The organism is Pseudomonas sp. AS2.8, from assembly GCF_014190935.1.
Lineage (GTDB): Bacteria > Pseudomonadota > Gammaproteobacteria > Pseudomonadales > Pseudomonadaceae > Chryseomonas.
The window spans coordinates 46319-65981 of record NZ_JACHVV010000001.1 but is presented as its reverse complement, the minus strand read 5'-3'; the positions used below and the strand labels follow the sequence as shown (position 1 = coordinate 65981).

Here is a 19663-nt window from a genome sequence, read left to right as displayed (position 1 = left end):
GGACGCAAGCTTACCCCAGGCACCGCCGGCCTCGCAGCCTAGTAGCTCTCGACCGTCTCCGCGACCACCGGCCGCCGTGGCCGATACTGCGCCTGGGCCAGCTCCGGCGCGTGCATCGCCGTAGGGGCGCGCATCCCGCTGGCGAGGAAAGGCACCATCAGTCGCAGCACCTGATCGGTATGGGTATCGACGCCGAAGTCGTTTTCGCCGATCGCCCGCAGCGCCTTGATGCCGGACATGCTGAACACCGCCGCGCCCAACATGAAGTGGGCGCGCCAGAACAGCTCCAGGGGTGGAATCTCGGGAACGGCTCGATTCACCAGCAGCAGGAAGCGACGGAAGGCGCGGCCGTAGGTCTGTTCCAGATACTTGCGCAGGTGGCCCTGGCTCTGGCTGAAGGCCAGGCCCAGCAGGCGCATGAACACCGAAAGGTCATTGCCATGCCGCGGCTTGATGGCCAGGGAATGATCCACCAGCAGATTCAGCAGCGCCTCCAGGCTCACGTCCTCGCCCTGCTTCGGCTGCCACTGATCGAGGTCCCGCTCCAGGTTGAAGCAGAAGGGATCGAGAAAGCGCGAGAACACCGCCTGGATCAGGGCCTTCTTCGAGCCGAAGTGATAGTTGACCGCGGCCAGGTTGACGGCGGCCCTGGTGGTGATGAGTCGCAGCGAGGTCTCGGCAAAGCCGCGCTCGGCGAACAGCTGCTCGGCCGCATCCAGAATGCGCTCCACGGTATCCGACTGCGCCATGACCTTCCTCGATAGATGAATTCCGTTTGAAACATATGTTTCAAACGCCATCCAAGTCAATCACGGCCTGGATTCGAGGCGTCGGCACCATGGCGTGAAAGGCCCACCGATCCCCGACCTGGAGGCTGATCGCGGTGAATCCGGCCTGTCGTCCGAAGGCCTGGGCGGCGGCCTTGCCTACCACCCTGAGTTACTGTATATAATCACAGCATCATTAGACGACGCGACGTGCATCATGCTGAAACTGACACCGCGACAAGCCGAGATCCTGGCCTTCATCAAGCGTTGCCTCGAAGCCAATGGCTTTCCGCCTACCCGCGCGGAGATCGCGCAGGAGCTTGGTTTCAAATCACCGAACGCGGCCGAGGAACACCTCAAGGCCCTGGCGCGCAAGGGCGCCATCGAGATGACGCCGGGCGCCTCCCGGGGCATCCGCATCCCGGGGCTGGATGCCACGCGCAAGGCCGACGAGAGCCTGCCGGTCATCGGTCGGGTCGCCGCGGGTGCGCCCATCCTGGCCGAACAGAACGTCGAAGAGAACTGCGCCATCAATCCGGCTTTCTTCCAGCCGCGTGCCGACTACCTGCTGAAGGTCAAGGGCATGAGCATGAGAGACGTCGGCATCCTCGATGGCGACCTCCTGGCGGTCCATGTGACCCGTGAGGTGCACAACGGCCAGATCGTCGTGGCCCGGGTGGGCGACGAGGTCACCGTGAAGAGATTCAAGCGCTCGGGCAACCAGGTCACCCTGCTGGCAGAGAATCCCGAGTTCTCCCCTATCGAAGTCGATCTTTCCACCCAGGAATTCGCCATCGAAGGGTTAAGCGTTGGCGTCATCCGCCGCTAACGTCTAAGGCTGGCCTTCGGGCCAGCCGTTATCACGCCTTTTGCCTTACGCCGAAGTCTTGATCGGGGGTATCTGTTCGCGCTCCGGAAAGCGCTCAAGACCAGGCTGAGCACAGTGACGTCATGTATCCGTGGTACATGACCTCGAGTGGATTTGATCGAGTCGCCTCTAGGAGGTCGCCATGCAATTTCCCCTGATGTTCGATGCACCGCGCTCGCCCGTTCAAGAGCTGGATCTGGCACCCGAGCTCCTGCTGCAGGAGCTGACCGCCTTTCTACCCAAGCCCGGCAAGCCGGCACGGGAGCTGCCGGCCGCCCCGCTGCCAGACACCTTCAGCGAGATGTCCCTGAATGGTAGCCAGGAGCAGTGCCTGCAGTTGCTGGCACCCATCCTGCGCCAGCTGAGCGACAAGGACGATGCCCGCTGGCTGACCCTGGTCACGCCGCCGTCGCTGCTCAGCAACGCCTGGCTGCGCAGTACCCATCTGAATCCGGAGCGCGTGCTGCTGCTGCAGACGCCGAGCGCCGCCAAGACCCTGCAATTGGCTTGCGAGGTGTTGCGCAAGGGGCAGAGTCATACGGTGATCAGCTGGTTGCACGACCTGAGCGATGCGGGCAAGCAGCAACTGGCACGCGCCGCCGCCCAGGGTCACAGCCAGAGTCTGAACGTCAGGTTCGCGTAGGAAGCAGGCGCCGATACGGCCTGTGAGGGCGGCATTCCACTATGGAATGCCGGATCGAGAAGAGTATCAGTGCAGGACGCGCGGTTGATCGTCACGCTGGAGGCTGTCGCCTTCGGCCAGTCGACCGGCCATCTGCACGCCCAGGTTGAACATGGCCTTGGCCACCTCTATCTGCTGTCCATGCAGGAAATCCTTGGCATCGCTGGAGAACTCCAGGGTAACCAGAGCTTCCTCGTCGTCCGCACGGCGCAACACGATGCGACCATCGGAGAGTTCAACGATTTCCAGGTAGGCAGTAGTCATTCAGTATCTCCACAGCTAAGCGGATAGTGTAACAGCGTGGGGTCTGAGAGGCTGACTTGCCTGAGCCTTTTTCGACGGTCTGCAAGGCTATCGTCCTGACGGCCTCTGCGGCGTTGCAGCGGGTGGCGATTTACCACTCGGTCATGGCGCCGCGAAATCTGAGCGCGGTCTGCTTGAGACTTTCACGCCAGGCTTCCACCTCTTCGAGACCCAGTTCCGGCTCGGCCGGTTCCAGGCTGACCGCCTCGATCAGCGCCAGGGTCGGGTCCTGCTTGGGTCGCCGCGGCGCCTGGGGCGGTTGCAGCAGTCGCTGGTATTCGGCGATCAGGCGCGCCAGCCAGGTTTCCGGATTGCCGGCCAATTCGATCAGTTCGCCCATCTCGGGGCTAGGACTTTCGGCGAGCGTTGCGGGGGCAAGCAGGACGGCCAGCGACGTGGCCTCCATGCTGGGATGACGATAGAAGCCCGCCACTTCCTGACAGAGGCCCAGCAAGGCGCCGTGCAGGTGAAACAGGCAGGCTTCACGTTCAGCCATGATGCGACCCTGGCTTTGCGCTGAAGGCGCGGCCTGGGCCAGGCGCCAGCTTTCCAGGGCCAGACCGGCGAAGTACAGCTTCTGGTTGGTACGGGTATAACGCTCGTTGGCCATGCCCTTCTCCTGGAGCCGACTCACGCCGGCCGCCTGTCTGCCGTTAGCGCCAGAGGCGCTAGCGCTTTTCGTCCACCTGCCACTTCTTGCCGTCGTAGAAAGCTTTCCAGCCGGTGGGCTTGCCCTCGACCTCGGTCTGCACGTACTGCTCCTTGGTCTTGCGGCTGAAGCGGATCACCGCCGGGCGACCCTCGGAATCCTTCACCGGGGCACTGAGCAGATAATGGTACTTGGGATCGATCTCGTCGCGATGGGGCAGCAATTCGCTGACCAACGGCGCGCGGGTCTCGCGATTCTTCGGGAAGCCGCTGGCGGCCAGGAACAGGCCCGAAGCCCCGTCGCGCAACACATAGGTGTCGTCGACCTTTTCGCAACGCAGCTCCGGCATGGGCACGGCGTCCATCTTCGGCGGGGCCGGCTCGCCATTCTTGAGCAGCTTGCGGGTGTTCTTGCAGGCCGGGTTGGTACAGCCGAAGAACTTGCCGAAGCGGCCGGTCTTGAGCTGCATCTCGCTGCCGCACTTGTCGCATTCCAGCGACGGGCCTTCGTAGCCCTTGATGCGATAGCTGCCCTGCTCGATCTCGTAGCCCGGGCAGTCCGGGTTGTTGCCGCAGACGTGCAGCTTGCGATGCTCGTCGATCAGGTAGGCATCCATCGCGGTGCTGCAGATCGGGCAACGGTGCTTGCCGCGCAGGACCAGGGACTCGGATTCGCCCTCGTCGTCTTCGGCGATCTCGTCACCCGGCACCAGGTTGATGGTGGCCTTGCAACGTTCCTTGGGCGGCAGGGCATAGCCCGAGCAGCCGAGGAAGACCCCGGTGGACGCGGTGCGGATCATCATCGGCCGGCCGCAGAGCTGGCAGGGAATGTCGGTCAGGGTGGGCTGGTTGGCCCGCATGCCCTTCTCGCCGGTCTCGGCGGTTTCCAGCTTCTGCTTGAAGTCGCCATAGAATTCGTCGAGCAGATTCTTCCAGTCCCGCTCGCCCTGGGCGACGTTGTCCAGGTTGCCTTCCATGTTGGCGGTGAAGCTGAAGTCCATCAGGTCGGCAAAGCTTTCGTTGAGTCGATCGGTGACGATGTCGCCCATCTTCTCGGCATAGAAACGGCGATTGTGCACCGTCACGTAGCCACGATCCTGGATGGTGGAAATGATGGCGGCGTAGGTCGACGGCCGGCCGATGCCGCGCTTCTCCAGCTCCTTGACCAGGCTGGCTTCGGAGAAGCGCGCCGGCGGCTTGGTGAAGTGCTGGCTCGGGTCGAGCTTGATCAGGCCAAGGTCCTCGCCCTGCTTCATCTCGGGCAGGACGTCGTCGTCGCCCGGCTTGCTCTGCTGCGGCAGGACACGGGTATAGCCGTCGAACTTGAGGATGCGGCCACGGGCACGCAGCTCGAAGTCACCCGCCGCGGCGGTCACGGTGGTGGACAGGTATTCAGCCGGCGGCATCTGGCAGGCCAGGAATTGACGCCAGATCAGTTCGTACAGGCGCTCGGCGTCACGCTCCATGCCCGACAGGCTGTTGGGCTTGACGTTGATGTCGGACGGACGGATGGCCTCGTGCGCTTCCTGGGCGCCTTCGCGGCTGCCGTAGACATTGGCTTTTTCCGGCAGGTACTGCTTGCCGAATTCGCTCTCGATGTAGCCACGGGCCATGGCGATGGCATCGCCCGACAGGTTGGTCGAGTCGGTACGCATGTAGGTGATGTAGCCGGCCTCATAGAGACGCTGGGCCATCATCATGGTCTTCTTCACCCCGAAGCCCAGGCGATTGCTCGCGGCCTGCTGCAGGGTGGAGGTGATGAAGGGTGCCGAGGGCCGGCTGCTGGTCGGCTTGTCTTCGCGCTTGGCGATGCGATAGGCGGCCTTCTCCAGCTTGGTCAGGGCAGCCTTGGCCTGGGCTTCGTTCAGCGGCTTGAAGGCTTCGCCCTTCTCACGCACCACCTCGAAGCGCACCTGAGCCTTTTTCGGCGTGGCCAGGTCGGCGTGGATTTCCCAGTATTCCTCGGGGACGAAGGCGCGGATCTCGCGCTCGCGCTCCACCACCAGCTTGACCGCGACGGACTGCACCCGACCGGCGGACAGGCCTCGGGCGATCTTCGACCACAGCAGTGGCGAGACCATGTAGCCGACCACGCGGTCGAGGAAGCGGCGCGCCTGCTGGGCGTTGACGCGATTGATGTCCAGCTCGCCGGGCTGGGAGAAGGCTTCCTGGATGGCCTTCTTGGTGATTTCGTTGAAGACCACGCGCTTGTAACGCGAGTCGTCGCCACCGATGGCTTCCCGCAGGTGCCAGGCAATGGCCTCCCCTTCGCGGTCCAAGTCGGTTGCGAGATAGACGGTGTCGGCGTCCTTGGCCAGGCGGCGCAGCTCTTCGATCACCTTTTCCTTGCCGGGCAGGATCTCGTAGTGCGCCTTCCAGCCGTGCTCCGGGTCGACACCCATGCGGGCGAACAGCTGACGCCGGGCCTTTTCCTTGGGTGACAGCGCGGGCGCCTCGGCGGCGGTCTTGCGCGTCTTGGCGGCGGGCTCCTTGGCGGTGCCGGCGCCGCTGGTGGGAAGGTCGCGGATGTGGCCGATGCTCGACTTCACCACGTACTGGTTGCCCAGGTACTTGTTGATGGTCTTGGCCTTGGCCGGGGATTCCACGATGACCAGCGATTTACCCATGGGAGAGTCAGATTCCTGCTTGAAGGCGGTAAGCGAGCGAAAGGCGAGCGCCATAAAGGCGGATGGAGGACCAGAACGATTTCAGTCTGGTGCGCCGGGGGCGGTCGGCCAACGCGGCACCGCTATATATAGTGGCGATGTCGGCAAGGTCAAGGCTGCGGCGTGGCATCCAGACCCAAGGGATCGGCTTCGACGCTGATCAGCGCGAAGCGCGGCACCTGCTCGCCATCCACCTGGACGCTCTCGCGAAACATGCTCAGGGGACGCGCCCAGAGACCATATTCACCATACAACGCCTGATAGATGACCAGCTCTTCTTCGGTCTCGGAATGCCGGGCCAGACCCAACACCCGATACTGCTGACCCTTGTAGTGCCGGTAGAGTCCCGTCTGCAATGCCATGTTCCACCTCGAAAAAAGAAAACCGGGGCAGCCCTGGGGGCGCCCCGGTCGGATGACGCACGCTGCGGCGGATCAGCGCAGGCGTTCGAACACCGTGGTGATGCCCTGGCCGAGCCCCACGCACATGGTGGCCAGGCCGAAGGTGCCGTCATTCTGTTTCATGACATTCAACAGCGTGCCTGAAATCCTGGCGCCAGAGCAACCGAAGGGGTGACCCAGGGCGATGGCGCCCCCATGCAGGTTGACCTTCTCCTCCATCTTGTCGAGCACCTTGAGGTCCTTGAGCACCGGCAGGGCCTGGGCGGCGAAGGCTTCGTTGAGCTCGATGAAGTCGATGTCGGCGATGGTCAGGCCGGCGCGCTTGAGCGCCTTCTGCGACGCCGGCACCGGGCCGTAGCCCATGATCGCCGGATCGACGCCGGCCACGGCCATGGCGCGGATCCTGGCCAGCGGCTGCAGGCCGAGGTCCTGGGCGCGCTGGGCCGACATGACCAGCATGCAGGAAGCACCGTCGGTGATCTGCGACGAGGTGCCGGCGGTCACGGTACCGCCCTTGGGATTGAAAGCCGGCTTCAAGGCCGCCAGGCCTTCGAGGGTGGTTTCCGGACGGATGGTCTCGTCCTGGCTGAAGACCTTGAGGAAGCCGTTCTCGTCGTGACCTTCCAGGGGAATGATCTCGTCCTTGAACTTGCCTTCCTGGGTGGCCTTCCAGGCCAGCTGGTGCGAGCGGTAGCCGAACTGGTCCTGGGCCTCGCGGGTGATGCCGTGCATTTTGCCCAGCATCTCGGCGGTCAGGCCCATCATGCCGGAGGCCTTGGCGGCGTGCAGCGACAGCTGGGGATTCGGGTCGACGCCATGCATCATGCCGACGTGGCCCATGTGCTCCACTCCGCCGACGACGAAGACGTCGCCGTTGCCGGTCTGGATCGCCTGGGCGGCGGTGTGCAGGGCACTCATGGAGGAACCGCACAGGCGGCTCACCGTCTGGGCGCCGCTGGTGTGCGGGATGCGGGTCAGCAGCGAGGCCATGCGGGCGATGTTCCAGCCCTGCTCCAGGGTCTGGTTGACGCAGCCCCAGATCACGTCCTCCACCTCGGCCGGATTGACCTGGGGATTGCGGTCGAGGACCGCGTCGATCAGCCGCGCGGACAGGGTCTCGGCGCGAGTGTTGCGGTGCATGCCGCCCTTGGAACGGCCCATGGGCGTGCGGGCGAAGTCGACGATGACGACGTCTCTCGGATTCAGACTCATTTCTTTACTCCAGGCTCAACCGAAGAAGCGTTGGCCAGCGGCGGCCATTTCGCGGAGTTTGGGGGTCGGGTGGTACAGCGGCCCGAGGTCGGCGTACTTGTCGGCCATGGCGACGAATTCGGCCACGCCCAGGCTGTCGATGTAGCGCAGCGCACCGCCACGGAAGGGCGGGAAGCCGATGCCGTAGATCAGGCCCATGTCGGCCTCGGCGGCGCTGTCGACAATGCCGTCTTCCAGGCAGCGCACGGCTTCAAGGCACAGCGGCACCATCATCCGCTCGACGATTTCCTCGTCGGTGAATTCACGCTGCTCGTAGGTGACCGGTGCCAGCACTTCGGCCACGGCCGGGTCGGCGACCTTCTTCGGCTTGCCCTTCTTGTCGGTCTCGTAGACATAGAAGCCCTTGCCGTTCTTCTGGCCGAAGCGCTGGGCTTCGTAGAGGGCGTCCACCGCGGTCTTGCGGCTTTCCTTCATGCGCTCGGGGAAGCCCTCGGCCATGACGTCGCGGGCGTGGTGGGCGGTGTCCATGCCGACCACGTCCATCAGGTAGGCCGGGCCCATGGGCCAGCCGAACTTCTCCATCAGCCGGTCGACGCGCTGGAAGTCGGCGCCCTGGGCCAGCAGCGCGGCGAAGCCGCCGAAGTACGGGAAGAGGATGCGGTTGACCAGGAAGCCAGGGCAGTCGTTGACCACGATGGGGTTCTTGCCCATCTGGCGGGCATAGGCCACGGTGGTGGCGATGGCCCTCTCGCTGGTCTTCTCGCCGCGGATCACCTCGACCAGGGGCATCATGTGCACCGGGTTGAAGAAGTGCATGCCGCAGAAGTTTTCCGGACGCTTGAGCGCCTGGGCCAGCAGGCTGATGGAAATGGTGGAGGTGTTGGAGGTGAGGATGGCGTCCTCGCGCACCTGCCCCTCCACTTCCGCCAGCACGGCCTGCTTGACCTTGGGATTCTCGACCACGGCCTCGACCACCAGGTCGACGCTCTTGAAGTCGCCATAGGACAGCGTTGGACGGATGCGATTGAGCGCCTCGGCCATCTTCGCCGGCTCCAGGCGGCCCTTCTCGACGCGCTTGTTGAGCAACTTGCTGGCTTCGCTCAGCCCCAGCTCCAGGGCTTCGTCGCGAATGTCCTTCATCAGGATCGAGGTGCCCTTGAGCGCGGACTGGTAGGCGATGCCGCCACCCATGATGCCGGCGCCCAGCACGCTGGTCAGCTTGACCGGCGCGGCCTGCTTTTCTAGTACCTTGGCCTTGCGCTTGAGCGCCTGGTCATTGAGGAACAGGCCGACCAGGCTGGCGGAGACCGAGGTCTGGGCCATCTTGGCGAAACCGGCGCCTTCGACTTCCAGGGCCTTGTCGCGGCCGTAGTTGGCGGACTTCTGGATGGCCTTGATGGCCTCCAACGGTGCCGGATAGTGCGGACCGGCCTGGCTCGCGACGAAGCCCTTGGCCGATTCGAAGGCCATCATGGCTTCGATGGCATTGAGCTGCAGCTTTTCCAGTTTGGGCTTGCGCTTGGCGCGGTAGTCCAGCTCGCCGGCGGCGGCGCGGCGGACCAGGTCCAGGGCGGCGTCGAACAGGTGCTCGGGGGCGACCACGGCATCGGCCACGCCGACTTTGAGGGCGGTGGCGGCGTCGTTTTCCTTGCCGGAAGCGATCCACTCGATGGCGTTGTCGCTGCCGATCAGGCGCGGCAGGCGGACGGTGCCACCCCAGCCCGGATAGATGCCCAGCTTGACTTCCGGCAGGCCGATGCGCGCCGCGGTGCTCAGCACCCGGTAGTCGGCGGCCAGGGTCATCTCGCAACCGCCACCCAGAGCGATGCCGCCCACGGCGGCCACGGTGGGCACCGGCAGGTCTTCGAAGTCGTTGAAGATGCGGTTGATCTCGGCGATGCCGGCCTGCAGCTCTTCGGTCGGCCGGCCGAACATCTCGACGAATTCGGTGATGTCGGCGCCGACGATGAAGACGTCCTTGCCGCTGGTGACGATGACGCCGCGCAGGCCGGCGTGGGCTTTCAGGGCATCCACGGCCTGGCGGAATTCGCGCAGGGTGATGGCGCTGAACTTGTTGACCGATTCGCCTTGGAGGTCGAAGCGAAGTTCGGCGATGCCGTCCTCCACGTCGCGCACCGAAAGGGCTTTGCCTTCGAAAATCATCAGCGGGTCTCCCTTGAGTCCTGGTCGCGAAGCGGGCGGCGGCTTGAGTGGAAGCCGAGAATCGCCAGCCCCGATATTGTTCTGTGGAGGGCACCGGCCGGGCCGGGGCGAAAATTCATACAACCGTTTGAACGGCTCGCACAACCTTCTGGCAAAAGCGGGCGCTTGTCAATTGGGACGCACGGGGAAAGCGCGACCGGGGTATATGGGGTGGGCGCTTGAGCTTGGCGCGCTTCTGTGCAAGATAGCCGTGGAGCTATCCCCGACTCCTGGAGTCGAAACTACAAGTGGGCTAGAGCCTGCGAATCGAGCGCCAGCCACGGTACGGTCTGGCGCCCCATCATGAAGGAGAGTTGTGTATGGCCTACCAACACATATTGGTTGCCGTCGACCTGACCGAAGATTGCCAGCCGGTGATCCGTCGCGCCGTGGCCATGGGTCAATGCTGTGGCAGCAAGGTGTCGCTGGTGCACGTGGTCGAGCCCATGGCCATGGCCTTTGGCGGTGACGTGCCCATGGATCTGTCGTCGCTGCAGCAGCAGCAGATCGAGCAGGCCCGCGAGCGACTGGATGGCTTCACCACCCAGTACGCCGAGCTGGCCGGCAACTGCGTGCTGGCCTATGGGCAGCCGCGTCAGGAGATCCACCGCATGGCCAAGGAGCAGGGCTGCGACCTGATCGTGGTCGGCAGCCATGGTCGTCACGGCCTGGCGCTGCTGCTGGGCTCGACGTCCAACGACCTGTTGCACGGCGCGCCCTGCGATACCCTGGCGGTGGCCCTGAAGAAAGACAAGGCGTGATCCCATGGCCGGGCTGGATTACTCCAGTTCGGCCCAGCGCTCGATAAGGCGATCCAGCTCGGCCTGCAGCGCGTCCATGCGGGCGAGCTTGGCCTGGGTGACTTCGCCCGGTAGCTGATAGAAGCCGGGATCGGCAATGGCAGTCTGCAGGGCTTCCAGTTCGATTTCCGCGGTTTCAATGGCGCCCGGCAGGGCGTCCAGCTCACGCTGCTCCTTGTAGCTGAGCTTGCGCCTGGCCGGTGCGGCTGCAGCGGCCACCGGGGCCGCTGCGGGTGCGGGCTCGGCCTTGGCAGCGGCGGGCGCCGGCTTGCTGTCCTCGCGGGTCTGCACGCCCAACAGCCGCGGCGAGCCGCCCTGGCGCAGCCAGTCCTGGTAGCCACCGACGTATTCCCGGACCCGCCCTTCCCCTTCGAACACCAGGGTGCTGGTCACCACGTTGTCGAGGAAGGCCCGGTCGTGGCTGACCATCAGCACCGTGCCCTCGAAACTCAGCAGCACCTCTTCGAGCAGCTCCAGGGTTTCGACGTCGAGGTCGTTGGTGGGTTCGTCCAGCACCAGCAGGTTGGCCGGCTTGCTGAACAGCTTGGCCAGCAGCAGGCGCGCGCGCTCGCCACCGGACAGCGCCTTGACCGGCGTGCGGGCACGCTGGGGGCTGAATAGGAAGTCGCCCAGGTAGCTCAGCACGTGGCGATCCTGGCCGTTGATGGTGATGAATTCACGACCCTCGGCAAGGTTATCGATCACCGTCTTTTCCGGCTCCAGCTGCAGACGCAACTGGTCGAAATAGGCGATTTCCAGCTTGGTGCCGTACTGGATCTTGCCGGTGGTCGGCTGCAGGTCGCCCAGCAGCAGCTTGAGCAGGGTGGTCTTGCCGGAACCGTTGGGGCCGAGCAGGCCGATGCGATCGCCGCGCTGGATCAGCAGGGTCAGGTCGCGGATCAGCGGTTCGCCACCGGGATGGGCATAGCTCATGTGCTCGGCGAGGATGACCTGCTTGCCGGACTTGTCGGCCGTCTCCAGCAGGAGGTTGGCCTTGCCCTGGCGCTCACGGCGCTCGCTGCGCTCGTTGCGCATGGCCTTGAGGGCGCGGACACGGCCTTCGTTGCGGGTACGGCGGGCCTTGATGCCCTGGCGGATCCATACCTCTTCCTGGGCCAGGCGCTTGTCGAACAGAGCGTTGGCGGTCTCTTCCGCCGCCAGCTGCTGCTCCTTGTGCACTAGGAAGCTGGCGTAGTCGCCCTGCCAGTCGATCAGGTTGCCGCGATCCAGTTCGAGGATGCGGGTGGCCAGGGCCTGGAGGAAGGCACGGTCGTGGGTGATGAACAGCACGGCGCCCGGATAGCCGCGCAGGGCGTCTTCCAGCCAAGCGATGGCACCGATGTCCAGGTGGTTGGTGGGTTCGTCGAGCAGCAGCAGATCCGGCTCGGCCACCAGCGCCTGGGCCAGCAGCACGCGCCGCCGCCAGCCGCCGGACAGTTCGGCGAGGGTCTTTTCGGCCGGCAGCTGCAGCCGGCTCAGGGTGCTGTCCACCAATTGCTGCAGGCGCCAGCCATCGCGGGCCTCGAGCTCCTGCTGGACGTGCATGAGCCGCTCCATGTCCAGTTCGCCGCTGGTGTCCTGGGTCAGGTGGTGGTACTCGGCGAGCAACTCGCCGACACCGGCCAGGCCCGCGGCCACCACGTCGAATACCGAGCGGTCGTCGGCCCGTGGCAATTCCTGCGGCAATTCGCCGATCTTGATCGCCGGAGCGCGCCAGACCTCGCCGTCGTCGGCCTGCTGCTCGCCCTTGACGATGCGCAGCAGGCTGGATTTGCCGGTGCCGTTGCGGCCGATGATGCATACCCGCTCGCCCCGCTCGATCTGCCAGGACACCCCGTCCAGCAAGGGGGTGACGCCAAAGGCCAGGGATACGTTGGTGAACTTGAGCAGCGCCATGGGTTTCTCCGCGAAAAAGGCCATCCAGTCTAGCAGAGACGCCTGCCCTGGCGCCGATCTGCACGAGCCGGCGAAACGCCCGGACCGCCCGACGGCAGGCCATGGCCGACGCTTTCGCCACCTGGCGCCGGCACGTAAGCTAGACTGCCCCGTGACGGTCGGCCGCCTGCCCTGAGCCTGGCGCGCCGCCCCCTCCGCATCCAGCTTTTACGGAATTCCCATGCGCGGTCGCCTGTTCGTCATCCTGCCCCTGCTCCTCGCTCCCCTGATCGGCTCCACCACCTCGCAAGCCGCTCCCCTGGAGCAGCAGCGGCAACTCTACGACCAGGCCAAGGTGGCGCTGGACCGCGGCGATGCCAGCGTCTACCTGGCCAGTCGCGGCGACTTGCGGACCTATCCGCTGGAGCCCTACCTGGCCTACGACGAGCTGATCAAGCGCGTCCCTGGGGCCAGCGATGCCGAGATCGAGAGTTTTCTCGCCGAGCACGGCGATCTGCCGCAATCCAACTGGCTGCGCCTGCGCTGGATGCGCAGCCTGGCCGATCGCGGCGACTGGAGTCGCTTCGAGAAATACTATTCGCCGGACTTCAACTTCACCGAACTGGACTGCCTGCACGGCCAGTACCTGATCGCCCAGGGCAACGCCAGCGAGGGCTTCAAGCTGGCGGAAAAGTACTGGCTGGTGGGCAAGGCCCAGCCGACCACCTGCGATGGCCTGTTCCAGGCCTGGGCGGCGCGTGGCCAGCTCACCGAGGAGCGGGTCTGGGAGCGCGCCAAGCTGGCCGCCGACAAGGGTGAATACGGCCTGGTGCGTACCCTGTCCGCCCAGCTACCCACGTTGTCCGGCCAGGCCCAGCGGCTGATCGACGTAGCCCAGAAGCCGCAGCAGATCGCCAATGTCCAGGCCTTCGCCCCGGCCAGCGAAAGCCTCGCCGACGTGGTCGGCCTGGGTCTGCGCAAGCTGGCGCGCCAGGACCCGGAACAGGCCATGAGCCTGCTCGAGGTCTACAGCCAGCGCATGCCCTTCACCCGCGATGAAAAGGTCGCCATCGCCCGCCAGATCGGCCTGACCCTGGCGAAGAACTTCGATCCGCGCGCCCTGCCGCTGATGGAGCGCTATGACCCCGAGTTGCGGGACGACGACGTCAGCGAATGGCGTGCCCGCCTGCTGCTGCGGCTGGGTCGCTGGAGCGATGCCCACGCCCTGATCGAACGCTTTCCGCCGAGCCTGGCCAAGGCCAATCGCTGGGAATACTGGCGCGCCCGCACCCTGGAGCTGATGCAGCCGCAGAGTCCGGCGGTGCTGCGCGAATACGCCGAGGTGAGTCGCGAGCGTGACTACTATGGCTTCCTCGCCGCCGACCGCAGCAAGGCGCCCTATCAGCTCAACAACAAGCCGCTGATGCTCAGCGACGCCCTCAAGCGCAAGGTGCGCAACACCCCCGGCGTGCAGCGGGCCCTGGAATTCATCGCCCGCGGCGAGCCGATCAACGCCCGCCGCGAGTGGTTCTATGTCAGCCGCCACTTCAACCGTGACGAACTGGTGGCCCAGGCGCGCATGGCCTATGACATGCAGTGGTACTTCCCGGCGATCCGCACCATCAGCCTGGCCAAGTACTGGGACGACCTGGACATCCGTTTCCCCATTGCCTATCGCGAAAGCTTCGTGCGCGAGGCCCAGACCCGCGGTCTGCACAGCAGCTGGGTGTTCGCCATCACCCGCCAGGAAAGCGGCTTCATGGCCGATGCACGCTCCGGGGTGGGCGCCATGGGCCTGATGCAGCTGATGCCGGCCACCGCCAGTCATACCGCCAGCAAGTTCGCCATTCCCCTGGCCTCGCCGCAGCAGGCGCTGACCCCGGAAAAGAACATCCAGCTGGGGACCGCCTATCTGTCCATGGTCCATGCCCAGTTCAATGGCAACCGGGTGCTGGCCTCGGCGGCCTACAACGCCGGCCCGGGGCGGGTGAAGCGCTGGCTGACGGGCGCTCGCCACCTGGCTTTCGACGTCTGGGTGGAGACCATTCCCTTCGACGAGACGCGCCAGTACGTGCAGAACGTGCTGGCCTACGCGGTGATCTACGGGCAGAAGCTCAATGCGCCGCAGCCCCTGGTGGACTGGAACGAGCGCTTCTTCGACGAGACCTGAGCGCTCGGCGGCCCGCCCTGATACCACCGCAGCGGACTCGCACGCCGGGTCGGGTTCGCTGCATAACCGCTGCCCAGAGCCGTCGCGTCATTCCACAGCGGCATCCTGCAAGGCCTTCGGCCCCGTGACGGCTGCGCAAAACAGCGCCACCCCCTATACTGCAGCCCCTTTTTTTCCGCTATTGAACCGGAGAAACCCATGCTCAAGCGTTCGCTGGCCCTGGCAGCAGGCCTGGCCCTGTCCCTGACTTCCCTGCTCTCCCACGCCGCCGACGAACTGCGCGTCTCGGCCATTCCCGACGAGGCGCCCACCGAGCTGATCCGCAAGTTCAAGCCGCTGGGTGAATACCTGGAGCAGCGTCTGGGCATGCCGGTGAAATTCGTCCCGGTGTCCGACTATGCCGGGGTGGTGGAAGCCATGGCCTCGGATCGCCTGGACCTGGCCTGGTTCGGCGGTTTCACCTTCGTCCAGGCGCAGCGCAAGGCGCCGATGACCCCCCTGGTGCAGCGCGAAGAAGATCAGAAATTCACCAGCAAATTCATCACCGCCGACCCGGCCGTGAAGACCCTGCAGGACCTCAAGGGCAAGACCTTCGCCTTCGGTTCGGTCTCTTCCACCTCGGGCAGCCTGATGCCGCGCTACTTCATGCAGCAGGAAGGCATCGTCCCCGAGCAGTTCTTCTCGCGGGTGGCCTACTCGGGCGCCCATGACGCCACCGTCGCCTGGGTCGCCGCGGGCAAGGCCGATGCCGGCGTGCTCAACGCCTCGGTGTGGAAGAAGCTGGTCGACGCCGGCAAGGTCGATACCAGCAAGGTCCGGGTCATCTCCACCACCCCGACCTACTACGACTACAACTGGACGGTGCGCGGCAATCTGGATCCTCAACTGGCGGCCAAGATCAAGCAGGCCTTCCTCGACCTGGATCCGGCCAAGCCGGCCGACAAGGCGATCCTCGACCTGCAGGCGGCCAGCCGCTTCGTGCCGACCTCGCCGGACAACTACAAGAGCATCGAGGCTTCCGCCCTGGCAGCCGGCCTGCTCAAGTGAGTCTCGCCCTCAGGGGCGTGACGCTGGTACACGCCGACGGCTCGCCCGCCCTGGCCGATCTCGACCTCAGCCTGCAACAGGGTGAGCAGGTCGCGCTGATCGGCCCGTCCGGGGCGGGCAAGACCAGCCTGTTGCGCCTGCTGGCCACCGGGCTGCGACCGGTCGCGGGTGAGCTGGAGCTACTCGGCCAGCAGCCCTGGAGCCTGGGCAACCGGGCGCGGCGCCAATTGCGCGCCCGTATCGGCCTCATCCACCAGGCGCCGCCCTTGCCGGCGCGCCAGCGCGTCATCACCGCGGTGCTGGCCGGACGTCTCGGCCAGTGGTCGCTGGCGCGCAGCCTGGTCAGCCTGGTGCATCCGCTGGACCGCGCCGGCGCTGCGGCGGCCCTGGCACCGCTGGATCTCGCCGATCGGCTCTATTCCTCCTGCGATCAGCTGTCCGGTGGCCAGTTGCAGCGCATCGGCATCGCCCGGGCGCTCTACCAGCAGCCGCAGCTGCTGCTCGCCGACGAACCCGTGTCGGCCATGGACCCGGTGCTGGCCGCCCATACCCTGGAGGTGCTGAGCGACGCCGCGGCGCGCCAGGGCACCACCCTGGTCACCAGCCTGCACAACGTCGAACTGGCGTTGCAGCGCTTTCCGCGCATCCTCGGTCTGCGTGCCGGTCGGCTCCTGTGGGACAAGCCCGCCAGCGCCGTCACCCCGGCCGATCTTGCCGCGCTCTATGCCAACGAGGGCTTGAGCACCACCCTGCCGCCCGCCGCTCCGGCCCCAGTCCCGGCCGAGACGCCGCTCGACCTGCCGCGATGCTGACCTCGCCTCGCCAGGACCCGGCCGCCCGGCCTCGTCTGCTGCTCACCCTGCTGGCCCTGCTGCTGGCCTGGCCGATGCTGCGCCTGGCGGAATTCGATCTGCCGGGTCTCTTCACCGGCGACAACGCCCGCACCATGGGCAACTTTCTCGCCGGCTTCTGGCCGCCCGCCCATGACGCCGACTTTCTCGCCGTGCTCGGGCGTGCCACGCTGGAAACCCTGGCCATCGCCACCCTGGGCATGGCTCTGGCCGCGCTGATCGCCCTGCCCGCCGCCCTGCTCGCCACCCGTGTGCTGTCGATCTCCGCCCTGTCCCGCGGCGGACGTCCAGGCCGCCTGCCGCGCCTGCTCCGCGGGCTGGTCCGCGGGGTGCTGATCGTCTTGCGCAGCGTGCCGGAGATCGTCTGGGCGCTGCTGTTCGTCCGCGCCGTGGGCCTGGGCCCCACCGCCGGGGTGCTGGCCATCGCCATCACCTACGGCGGCATGCTGGGCAAGGTCTATGCGGAGATCTTCGAATCGGTCGATCCCCGCCCGGCGCGGGCCCTGCTGCTGCAGGGCGCCGGTCGCCTGCAGGCCTTCGTCTATGGCGTGCTGCCCAATGCCGCGGGCGAGATGATTTCCTACAGCGTCTACCGCTGGGAGTGCGCCATCCGCGCCTCGGTGGTGATGGGCTTCGTCGGCGCCGGCGGTCTCGGCCAGCAGGTCGATCTGTCGCTGCGCATGTTCGCCGGTGGCGAGGTGGCCAGCCTGCTGCTGACCTTCCTGGTGCTGGTGCTCCTGGCCGATGTGCTCAGTCGCCTGCTGCGCCAGGTGGAGCGCGGTCAGGGCCGGGGCCGCGGCGCGCTGACGGTGCTGGCCATGGGCGCCGCCCTGATGGCGTCCGCCAGCTACCTGGGCACCGCCTTCGGCGAATTGCTGAGCGCTCGCGCCCTGGCGCAGATGGGCAGCTTCCTGGCCGATTTTCTCCAGCCGGATTTTTCCCTCGCCCAGCTGTCGGCCGTGGCCCACGGTGCTGTGGAAACCCTTGCCATGTCGGCCCTGGGCACCCTGCTCGCCGGGCTGCTCGGCATCCTGCTGGCGCTGCCGGCGGCCGGTCGCCTTGGCCTGGGCGCCCTGGCGCTGGCGCGGCTGTTGCTCAATGCCTTGCGCGCCGTGCCGGAACTGGTGTGGGCGGCGTTGATGGTGCTGGCCGCCGGCCTGGGACCCAACGCCGGGACCCTGGCCCTGGCCCTGCACACCGCCGGGGTACTCGGCCGGCTGTTCGCCGAAGCCCTGGAAAACACCCCCAAGGCGCCCGCCGAGGCCATTCGCCTGGCGGGCGGTGGCGCGCTGACGGCCTTTCTCTACGGCACCCTGCCGGCGGTCTGGCCGCAGTTGCTGGCCTACCTGCTCTATCGCTGGGAAAACAACATCCGCATGGCCAGCATCCTCGGCTTCGTCGGCGCCGGCGGCCTGGGGCAGCAGCTGTACTTCAGCCTGAGCCTGTTCCAGCAGGCCCAGGCCGCCACCGTGATCCTCGGCATGCTGGTGCTGGTGCTGGGCGTGGATCTGCTGAGCAACTGGGCCCGGCAGCGCTGGGTCGTTCGCTAGCGAATCTCCGGTAGCAGCAGCGCGGGTAGTTGCGCGAGAAAGGTCGCTTCGTCGTCGAGTTGGCGCAGGTCCAGCCAGAGCGCATCGGCGTCGATGCGCCCCACCACCGGAATGGGTAGCTGGCGCAGGCCCTCTTCCAGTTGCCGCAAGGCACGCCCGCGCAGGCGCTTGCTGACCTGGGGACGACAGCACAGCGCCGCCCCGGGCAGGCGTGCCACCGGCTGGGCGCCACTGCCGATCATGCCCAGCGCCGGCTCCACGCTGACCGCATAGGTCGCGCCCAGCACGGCAGCGAAGGCTGGCAGCAGCCGCTCGGCCTGGGTGGTGATGGCCTCGGCCGGGCGCGACAGCAGGCGCAGGCTGGGCAATCGCTCGGCCAGCCGATCCGGATCGCGATAGAGCGCCAGGGTCGCCTCCAGGGCGGCCAGGGTCAGCTTGTCGACCCGCAGCGCTCGCTTGAGTGGATTCTTCTTGATGCGCTCGATGAGGTCGCGGCGACCGACGATAAGGCCGCACTGGGGTCCGCCGAGCAGCTTGTCGCCACTGAAGGTCACCAGGTCCGCGCCATCGCGCAGGGCCTGCTGCACCGTGGGTTCGGCGGGCAGCCCCCAGCGGGTCAGATCCACCAGGGTACCGCTGCCCAGGTCTTCCAGCAGCGGCACGTCGTGGGCGCGGGCGATGGCGGCCAATTCCGTCGTGGCCACGCTGGCGGTAAAGCCCTGGACGCTGTAGTTGCTGGTGTGCACCCGCATCAGCAGCGCGGTGCGCGGGCCGATGGCGGCTTCGTAATCGCGGGCATGGGTGCGATTGGTGGTGCCCACCTCCACCAGCTTGACCCCGGCGCGGGCCATGATGTCGGGAATGCGGAAGGCACCGCCGATCTCGATCAGCTCACCGCGGGACAGCACCCCTTCCTTGCGTGCACCTATGGCATGCAGCGCCAGCAGGACCGCCGCGGCGTTGTTGTTGACCACCGTCACCGCCTCGGCGCCGGTGAGTTCGCGCACCAGGTCGGCGACCAGGTCGTCGCGATCGCCGCGCTTGCCGGTGGCCAGGTCGAACTCCAGATTCATCGGCTGACGCGCGGCCTCGGCTACCGCGGCGATCGCCTCTTCCGCCAGCAGCGCCCGCCCCAGGTTGGTGTGCAGCACCGTGCCGGTGAGGTTGAACACCCGCCGCACCCGCGGCTGGCTGTGCAACGCAAGCCGCTCGCCCAGGCGACCGGCCAGCACGCCCTCCTCCACCTCCACGGCGGTCAGGGTGCCGGCCCTCAGGGCCTCGCGCAGATCGTCCAGCAGCGAGCGATAGCCGCCAAGGACCTGCTCGCGACCATGACGCTCCTCCAGCGGACGCGAAGCGGGATGGCGCAGCAGGCGGTCGATGGACGGCAGGCGAATGGCGGTCATGGGAGCCTCTTGGGTCGAGTCGACCCCCAGTGTAGCCCGAACCCGCGGCGGGTCGACCAGGGGCGCCGGACTGTTCCCAGGCTGGCCCGCACGGGAAGGGAGCGGCCCGACCCCGGACCCGGGGCGTCCGGAAATGACCCCCGGGTTCCCGGTTTGCCGCGTGCCAGAGCCCGTCCTAGGATGGTTTCGCGGGCTCTTCCCAGGCACCTGCCACG

Annotated in this window: 16 protein-coding genes and 1 pseudogene; 8 read left to right on the top strand and 9 right to left on the bottom strand. The window is 66.4% G+C overall.

Annotation, left to right across the window (positions count from 1 at the left end):
- Positions 1 to 38 precede the first annotated feature (38 nt).
- On the bottom strand, positions 39 to 749 hold the full coding sequence (locus FHR73_RS00290; protein ID WP_183628618.1) for a TetR/AcrR family transcriptional regulator: 711 nt from the start codon (positions 747 to 749) through the stop codon (positions 39 to 41).
- A 235-nt stretch (positions 750 to 984) separates the two neighbouring features.
- Here FHR73_RS00290 and lexA point away from each other — a divergent pair, with 235 nt between their 5' ends.
- Together lexA and sulA are read left to right on the top strand one after the other, a co-directional pair.
- Positions 985 to 1596, top strand: a complete 612-nt coding sequence (gene lexA, locus FHR73_RS00285; protein WP_183628616.1) for a transcriptional repressor LexA — start codon at positions 985 to 987, stop codon at positions 1594 to 1596.
- Positions 1597 to 1777: 181 nt separating this feature from the next.
- Entirely contained in the window at positions 1778 to 2278 is a 501-nt protein-coding gene (gene sulA, locus FHR73_RS00280; protein ID WP_260175341.1) for an SOS-induced cell division inhibitor SulA, read from the top strand.
- Positions 2279 to 2344: 66 nt separating this feature from the next.
- Here the strand turns inward: sulA and FHR73_RS00275 are convergent, their stop codons facing one another.
- From FHR73_RS00275 to fadB, 6 genes are all read right to left on the bottom strand, one after another.
- Positions 2345 to 2581 (bottom strand): hypothetical protein, encoded by a 237-nt coding sequence (locus tag FHR73_RS00275; RefSeq protein WP_007162387.1) that lies wholly within the window; start codon positions 2579 to 2581, stop codon positions 2345 to 2347.
- A 130-nt stretch (positions 2582 to 2711) separates the two neighbouring features.
- Positions 2712 to 3230: a DUF6586 family protein gene (locus FHR73_RS00270; RefSeq protein WP_183628614.1), complete on the bottom strand. Its 519-nt coding sequence runs from the start codon at positions 3228 to 3230 to the stop codon at positions 2712 to 2714.
- Between the two features lie 58 nt (positions 3231 to 3288).
- Entirely contained in the window at positions 3289 to 5895 is a 2607-nt protein-coding gene (gene topA / locus FHR73_RS00265; protein WP_183628612.1) for a type I DNA topoisomerase, read from the bottom strand.
- Between the two features lie 149 nt (positions 5896 to 6044).
- A complete protein-coding gene (locus FHR73_RS00260; RefSeq protein WP_026083700.1) occupies positions 6045 to 6296 on the bottom strand; it encodes a DUF1653 domain-containing protein in 252 nt (83 codons plus the stop codon).
- 72 nt (positions 6297 to 6368) lie between these two features.
- Positions 6369 to 7547 carry an acetyl-CoA C-acyltransferase FadA gene (gene fadA / locus FHR73_RS00255; protein WP_144962241.1) on the bottom strand — a complete coding sequence of 393 codons (1179 nt, stop codon included), beginning with the start codon at positions 7545 to 7547 and terminating at the stop codon, positions 6369 to 6371.
- A gap of 15 nt (positions 7548 to 7562) precedes the next feature.
- Complete coding sequence (gene fadB, locus FHR73_RS00250) at positions 7563 to 9710, bottom strand: fatty acid oxidation complex subunit alpha FadB (RefSeq protein ID WP_183628610.1); 2148 nt, start codon at positions 9708 to 9710, stop codon at positions 7563 to 7565.
- A gap of 359 nt (positions 9711 to 10069) precedes the next feature.
- On the opposite strand from fadB, the gene FHR73_RS00245 reads away from it, so the two are divergent.
- Positions 10070 to 10510 carry a universal stress protein gene (locus tag FHR73_RS00245; RefSeq protein WP_183628608.1) on the top strand — a complete coding sequence of 147 codons (441 nt, stop codon included), beginning with the start codon at positions 10070 to 10072 and terminating at the stop codon, positions 10508 to 10510.
- Positions 10511 to 10528: 18 nt separating this feature from the next.
- Here FHR73_RS00245 and FHR73_RS00240 read toward each other — a convergent pair whose 3' ends face one another.
- A complete protein-coding gene (locus tag FHR73_RS00240) occupies positions 10529 to 12445 on the bottom strand; it encodes an ATP-binding cassette domain-containing protein (RefSeq protein WP_183628605.1) in 1917 nt (638 codons plus the stop codon).
- A 220-nt stretch (positions 12446 to 12665) separates the two neighbouring features.
- Between FHR73_RS00240 and FHR73_RS00235 the strand changes: the two genes are divergently transcribed.
- From FHR73_RS00235 to phnE, 5 genes and pseudogenes are all read left to right on the top strand, one after another.
- Positions 12666 to 14594, top strand: a complete 1929-nt coding sequence (locus tag FHR73_RS00235; protein ID WP_183628597.1) for a transglycosylase SLT domain-containing protein — start codon at positions 12666 to 12668, stop codon at positions 14592 to 14594.
- 198 nt (positions 14595 to 14792) lie between these two features.
- Positions 14793 to 15641 carry a putative selenate ABC transporter substrate-binding protein gene (locus FHR73_RS00230; RefSeq protein WP_183628595.1) on the top strand — a complete coding sequence of 283 codons (849 nt, stop codon included), beginning with the start codon at positions 14793 to 14795 and terminating at the stop codon, positions 15639 to 15641.
- Positions 15638 to 16453, top strand: a complete 816-nt coding sequence (locus tag FHR73_RS00225) for an ATP-binding cassette domain-containing protein (RefSeq protein WP_183628593.1) — start codon at positions 15638 to 15640, stop codon at positions 16451 to 16453. The genes FHR73_RS00230 and FHR73_RS00225 overlap by 4 nt, the downstream gene beginning before the upstream one ends.
- Positions 16447 to 17259 (top strand): annotated as a pseudogene (locus tag FHR73_RS22455) (PhnE/PtxC family ABC transporter permease); the annotation flags it as partial. The gene FHR73_RS00225 and the pseudogene FHR73_RS22455, both read left to right, overlap by 7 nt.
- 51 nt (positions 17260 to 17310) lie before the next feature.
- The gene (phnE, locus tag FHR73_RS22450; protein ID WP_260175617.1) at positions 17311 to 18042 is read left to right on the top strand and encodes a phosphonate ABC transporter, permease protein PhnE; all 732 of its coding nucleotides are present in this window, start codon (positions 17311 to 17313) and stop codon (positions 18040 to 18042) included.
- On the opposite strand, the gene selA is transcribed toward phnE, so the two are convergent.
- Positions 18039 to 19448, bottom strand: a complete 1410-nt coding sequence (gene selA, locus FHR73_RS00215) for an L-seryl-tRNA(Sec) selenium transferase (protein WP_183628589.1) — start codon at positions 19446 to 19448, stop codon at positions 18039 to 18041. The two genes, phnE and selA, sit on opposite strands and share 4 nt — an antisense overlap.
- Between the last annotated feature and the right edge of the window lie 215 nt (positions 19449 to 19663).

Excerpts from the sequence above, each read along its gene's own strand:
- FHR73_RS00270 (WP_183628614.1), bottom strand. The coding sequence starts at position 3,230 with ATGGCCAACGAGCGTTATACCCGTACCAACCAGAAGCTGTACTTCGCC.
- FHR73_RS00235 (WP_183628597.1), top strand. The coding sequence starts at position 12,666 with ATGCGCGGTCGCCTGTTCGTCATCCTGCCCCTGCTCCTCGCTCCCCTG.
- selA (WP_183628589.1), bottom strand. The coding sequence starts at position 19,448 with ATGACCGCCATTCGCCTGCCGTCCATCGACCGCCTGCTGCGCCATCCC.
- lexA (WP_183628616.1), top strand. The coding sequence starts at position 985 with ATGCTGAAACTGACACCGCGACAAGCCGAGATCCTGGCCTTCATCAAG.
- fadA (WP_144962241.1), bottom strand. The coding sequence starts at position 7,547 with ATGAGTCTGAATCCGAGAGACGTCGTCATCGTCGACTTCGCCCGCACG.
- FHR73_RS00275 (WP_007162387.1), bottom strand. The coding sequence starts at position 2,581 with ATGACTACTGCCTACCTGGAAATCGTTGAACTCTCCGATGGTCGCATC.
- FHR73_RS00240 (WP_183628605.1), bottom strand. The coding sequence starts at position 12,445 with ATGGCGCTGCTCAAGTTCACCAACGTATCCCTGGCCTTTGGCGTCACC.
- fadB (WP_183628610.1), bottom strand. The coding sequence starts at position 9,710 with ATGATTTTCGAAGGCAAAGCCCTTTCGGTGCGCGACGTGGAGGACGGC.
- FHR73_RS00245 (WP_183628608.1), top strand. The coding sequence starts at position 10,070 with ATGGCCTACCAACACATATTGGTTGCCGTCGACCTGACCGAAGATTGC.
- topA (WP_183628612.1), bottom strand. The coding sequence starts at position 5,895 with ATGGGTAAATCGCTGGTCATCGTGGAATCCCCGGCCAAGGCCAAGACC.
- FHR73_RS00290 (WP_183628618.1), bottom strand. The coding sequence starts at position 749 with ATGGCGCAGTCGGATACCGTGGAGCGCATTCTGGATGCGGCCGAGCAG.
- sulA (WP_260175341.1), top strand. The coding sequence starts at position 1,778 with ATGCAATTTCCCCTGATGTTCGATGCACCGCGCTCGCCCGTTCAAGAG.
- FHR73_RS00230 (WP_183628595.1), top strand. The coding sequence starts at position 14,793 with ATGCTCAAGCGTTCGCTGGCCCTGGCAGCAGGCCTGGCCCTGTCCCTG.
- FHR73_RS00260 (WP_026083700.1), bottom strand. The coding sequence starts at position 6,296 with ATGGCATTGCAGACGGGACTCTACCGGCACTACAAGGGTCAGCAGTAT.
- phnE (WP_260175617.1), top strand. The coding sequence starts at position 17,311 with ATGGGCGCCGCCCTGATGGCGTCCGCCAGCTACCTGGGCACCGCCTTC.